Raw genomic sequence first — 4373 nt, 5'->3', positions numbered from 1 at the left:
GTTTCGAAGGCGAAGTTCGGCCTCGAAATATTAGCAACCGAACAGCCCGTGCGACAATTCCCGCATGGCAACGAAGCGGAGGAGCGCGCGGGAGCAGCACCGGCAGGCGGTCGCGTCCTACGTCGCCGCGGGTGGTGAGGAGACCGTCCAGCGCGCCATCACCGCCCTGTATGCCGTGACCAAGCGGCTCGACCAGTGGTATACGCGGCAGCTCGCCGACGCGACGAGTGTCGCGCCGTCGTCGATGACGCACCGGCTCGACAAGATGGCCGCCCGCGGCCTCATCGAGCGCCGTCCCGACCCGGCGAACCGCACCCGCACCCTCGTCTCGCTCACCCACGACGGCTGGGAGCTGTTCAGCCACGCGATCCGTGAGTCGAACGTCGTGGAGAGCGACACCCTCCGCAACCTCGACGACAACGAACGGGTCGAGCTCGCCCGCCTGCTCGAGGTCGTCCTCACCGGGCTCGACGAGACGGGCGAGGGCACGACCACCCACCGGGTCGCGCCGACCTGATCGGCGGTATGCCGCTCACCCTCGTTACGCTCGCCGGGTGACCTTCCGCCGGCCGGTCCCCATGATCGGGGACGCCACCTCCGCCGCCGAACGGGCTCAGGCGCCCGACGCGTGGGCCATGCCGGACGAGATCGAACCGCTCGGCCGGGTGGTGTCGGCGCGGCGCGACATCCGCCGCTTCCGGCCCGACCCGGTCCCGGACGAGGTGCTCGAGGCGGTGCTGCTGGCCGGGCACCGGGGCCCGTCGGTCGGGCACTCGCAGCCGTGGCGGTTCATCGTCGTGACCGAGCAGGCGACCCGGGACGCGGCCGCCGTCATGGCCGACCGCGCCCGGCTGCGGCAGGCCGCGGGGATGGCCGAGGAGTCGGCGCGGGGCCTGCTCGACCTGCGCCTCGAGGGGATCCGCGAGGCGCCGCTCGGTGTCGTCGTCGCGTGCGACCGGCGCACCCCGGCCGCGGGCGTCCTCGGCCGCGCGACGTTCCCCGACACGGACCTGTGGTCGTGCGCCGCCGCGATCGAGAACATGTGGCTCACCGCCCGGGCGAACGGGCTCGGGATGGGGTGGGTGACGCTTTTCGAGCCGGCCGAGCTCGCCGAGCTGCTCGGGCTGCCGGACGGGGTCGAGACCCTCGGATGGCTCTGCCTCGGCTGGCCCGACGAGCGGCCGCCCGAGCCCGGCCTCGAGCGCGCCGGCTGGTCGAAGCGGCTGCCCCTCGAGCAGGTCGTCATGCGCGAACGGTGGACCGAGGCGGCGCCGCCCGTCTCGCACCTGCGCGGTCCCGGCCAGGCCGAGGTCGTCGGCGCCCGCGACGGGGCCGACGACCTGCTCACCGTGCCGGGCTCGCTCGGTGTCCTCGACACGGTGCTCGACCGGATCGGCGCGCTCCGCCTCGGGCACGGCCCGGGCACGCTCGTCATCGCGGCCGCGGACCATCCGGTGACGTCCTATGGGATCTCTGCCTTCGACCCGTCCGTCACCGCCGACATCGTGGCGGCCACCCGCGCCGGGACCTCGATGGGCGCGGTGGCCGCCCGGGGTGCCGGTCTCGTGGTCGACCTCGTCGATGCCGGCGTCGGGGACCTCCAAGGACGGGGGGACCTCGTCACCTCCGACGCGCTCGGCGCGGAGACGTATGCCGCGCACCTCGCTCGCGGGCGCCAGCGCGGCCACGCTGCGGCCGAGTCGGGTGTGGTCGCCCTTGGCGAGATCGGTATCGGCAACACGACTGTTGCCGCGGCCCTGGCCGCCGCCCTCCTGGACCTTCCGGCGACCGAGGTCGTGGGCCGCGGCTCGTCCGCCGACGCCGGCATGGTCGAGCGCAAGGTGGAGGTCGTCGAGCGCGCCCTGGCCCGCCTCCGGTCGAGCGTGCAGGTTGCGCCTGGGGGTGACGTCCACGAGGTGCTGCGTTGCCTGGGCGGAGGGGAGTTCGCCGTCCTGACCGGCGTCGTGCTCGGCGTCGCGGAGGCCGGTGGCGTCGTCGTGCTCGACGGCCTGGCGACCTCGGTGTGCGCGCTGGCCGCCGTCCGGCTCGAGCCTGCCGTCGCTGCTCATCTCGTCGCCGGGCAGCGCTCGCGCGAACGGGCCCACGCCCTCGTGCTCACCGAGCTCGGCCTCGAGCCGCTCCTCGACCTCCGGATCCGAGCGGGGGAGGGCGTCGGCGCTGCCCTCGCTGCGGGCGTGATCAAGGACGGCCTCGAGCTGCGCCGCTCCGTGGCCCGCACGGACCCCACCTAGGTCCCGGACGGCAGCGCCCATGGAAAGGTGAGTCCATGATCATTCCGCTCGGTGACCGCATCCCCCACGTCGACGCCTCGGCGTTCGTCGCCCCCACCGCACAGCTGGTGGGCGACGTGGAGCTGCAGGCGGGCTCGAGCGTCTGGTACACCGCGGTGCTGCGTGCGGAGTTCGAGCCGATCGTCCTCGGCGAGCGGAGCAACCTGCAGGACGGTGTCGTCGTCCATACCGACACCGGCAAGCCGGCGCGGATCGGCAACGGCGTGTCCGTCGGGCACCGCGCGGTCCTGCACGGCTGCACGATCGAGGACGACTGCCTCATCGGGATGGGCTCGGTGGTCCTGAACGGCGCCGTCATCGGGGAGGGCAGCCTCATCGCCGCAGGCGCCGTCGTCCAGGAGGGCGCCCTCATCCCGCCCCGATCGCTCGTCGCGGGGGTCCCGGGCAAGGTGCGTCGCGAGCTGACCGACGAGGAGGTGGGCAAGATCCGGCACAACGCCGAGATCTACGTCGACCTGTCCCGGCTGCACAGCGAGGCGACGAGCCAGCACTGATCCACCGGGCCGGCCCCGGGTTTGCTTCTCGGCACGGTCGGGCACGATCTGGTCATGAAGGCGTCTCGAATCTCGGCTGGCCTGTCCGTGCTCGGCATGGGCGGTGTCGCCGTCTATGACCTGCTGCAGAAGAAGCACTCCCTGTTGCGCAACTTCCCGGTCATCGGGCACGGCCGCTACTTGCTCGAGAAGGTCGGGCCGGAGCTGCGCCAGTACATCGTCACGAGCAACGACGAGGAACGGCCCTTCAGTCGCGACCAGCGGGCGTGGATCTATGCCTCGGCGAAGCTCGAGAACAACTACCGCGGCTTTGGCACCGACAACAACATCGAGTACACCGAGGGCTACCCGATCATCAAGCAGCGCACCTTCTCGGCTGCCGTCCCGCCAGGCGGCGCGCACTCGGGCGAGGAGGTGCGGATGCCGAGCGCCAAGCTGCTCGGCGGTCCGCGGGGCCGGGCCAAGGCATTCCGGCCCGAGTCGATCATCAATGTCTCGGCGATGAGCTTCGGCTCGCTGTCGGGGCCCGCGATCCAGGCCATGAACCGCGGGGTGGCGCTCGCGGGTGCAATGCACAACACCGGCGAGGGCGGGCTCTCGGACCACCATCGCCAGGGCGGTGACCTCATCTTCCAGATCGGCACCGCCTACTTCGGGTGCCGCGACGAGCAGGGCCGGTTCGACCTCGCGCGACTCGTCGACCTCGTCCAGTCCGCGCCGGTACGGGCGATCGAGGTGAAGCTGAGCCAGGGCGCGAAGCCCGGACTGGGTGGCGTCCTGCCGGCGGCGAAGATCACCCCCGAGATCGCTCGAATCCGGGGCATCAGCAGGGGTGCCGACTGCGTCAGCCCGTCACGGCACGCGGAGTTCAGCGACGTCGACTCGATGCTCGACTGGATCGAGAAGATCGCGGACGCGACGGGGCTGCCCGTCGGGATCAAGTCGGCGGTCGGGCACGGCGACTTCTGGGAGGACCTGGCCCGGCAGATGGCCGACGGGTCCCGGGGCGTCGACTTCATCACCATCGACGGAGGGGAGGGCGGCACCGGTGCGGCGCCCATGGTCTTCAGCGACATGGTCTCGCTGCCGTTCCGCGTCGCGTTCTCGCGGGTCTACCGGACCTTCGCCGAGGCCGGGCTGACGGACCGCGTCACCTTCATCGGGTCGGGCAAGCTGGGGCTCACCGAGAACGCGGTCGTCGCGTTCGCCCTCGGGGCCGACATGGTCAACGTCGCCCGGGAGGCGATGCTCGCCATCGGGTGCATCCAGGCCCAGAAGTGCCACACGGACCGCTGCCCGACCGGGGTGGCGACCCAGGACCCGTGGCTGGTGCGCGGCGTCGACCCCGCCCTGAAGTCGGTGCGGCTCGCGAACTACATCCGGACCTGGCGGCGTGACCTCTACAAGATCACGGAGGCGGCCGGTGTGCCGCACCCGGCGCTGCTCACGGTCGGGGACATCGAGATGCTCTACGGCCAGATGGACGCCCGCCCGATGGCAGAGGTGTTCGGCTACCAGCCCGGTTGGGGAGTGCCGTCGCAGCAGGAGATGGACGAGCTGGCCCAGG

The 4373-nt window shown here is 72.1% G+C and carries 4 protein-coding genes; all 4 read left to right on the top strand.

Annotation, left to right across the window (positions count from 1 at the left end; genetic code table 11):
* Positions 1 to 64: 64 nt before the first annotated feature.
* The gene (locus ACTHJJ_RS12315) at positions 65 to 517 is read left to right on the top strand and encodes a MarR family winged helix-turn-helix transcriptional regulator (RefSeq protein WP_440303234.1); all 453 of its coding nucleotides are present in this window, start codon (positions 65 to 67) and stop codon (positions 515 to 517) included.
* A 37-nt stretch (positions 518 to 554) separates the two neighbouring features.
* Positions 555 to 2252 (top strand): 5,6-dimethylbenzimidazole synthase, encoded by a 1698-nt coding sequence (bluB, locus tag ACTHJJ_RS12310; protein WP_440303233.1) that lies wholly within the window; start codon positions 555 to 557, stop codon positions 2250 to 2252.
* A gap of 35 nt (positions 2253 to 2287) precedes the next feature.
* Positions 2288 to 2806 (top strand): gamma carbonic anhydrase family protein, encoded by a 519-nt coding sequence (locus ACTHJJ_RS12305; RefSeq protein WP_440303232.1) that lies wholly within the window; start codon positions 2288 to 2290, stop codon positions 2804 to 2806.
* A gap of 54 nt (positions 2807 to 2860) precedes the next feature.
* A partial coding sequence (locus ACTHJJ_RS12300; protein WP_440303231.1) for an FMN-binding glutamate synthase family protein occupies positions 2861 to 4373 on the top strand: 1513 nt, incomplete at its 3' end.

The organism is Intrasporangium sp., from assembly GCF_051961875.1.
Classification (GTDB): domain Bacteria; phylum Actinomycetota; class Actinomycetes; order Actinomycetales; family Dermatophilaceae; genus Intrasporangium_A.
Note: the sequence above shows the minus strand (reverse complement) of the source record. Positions and strands in the feature narration are given on the sequence as shown.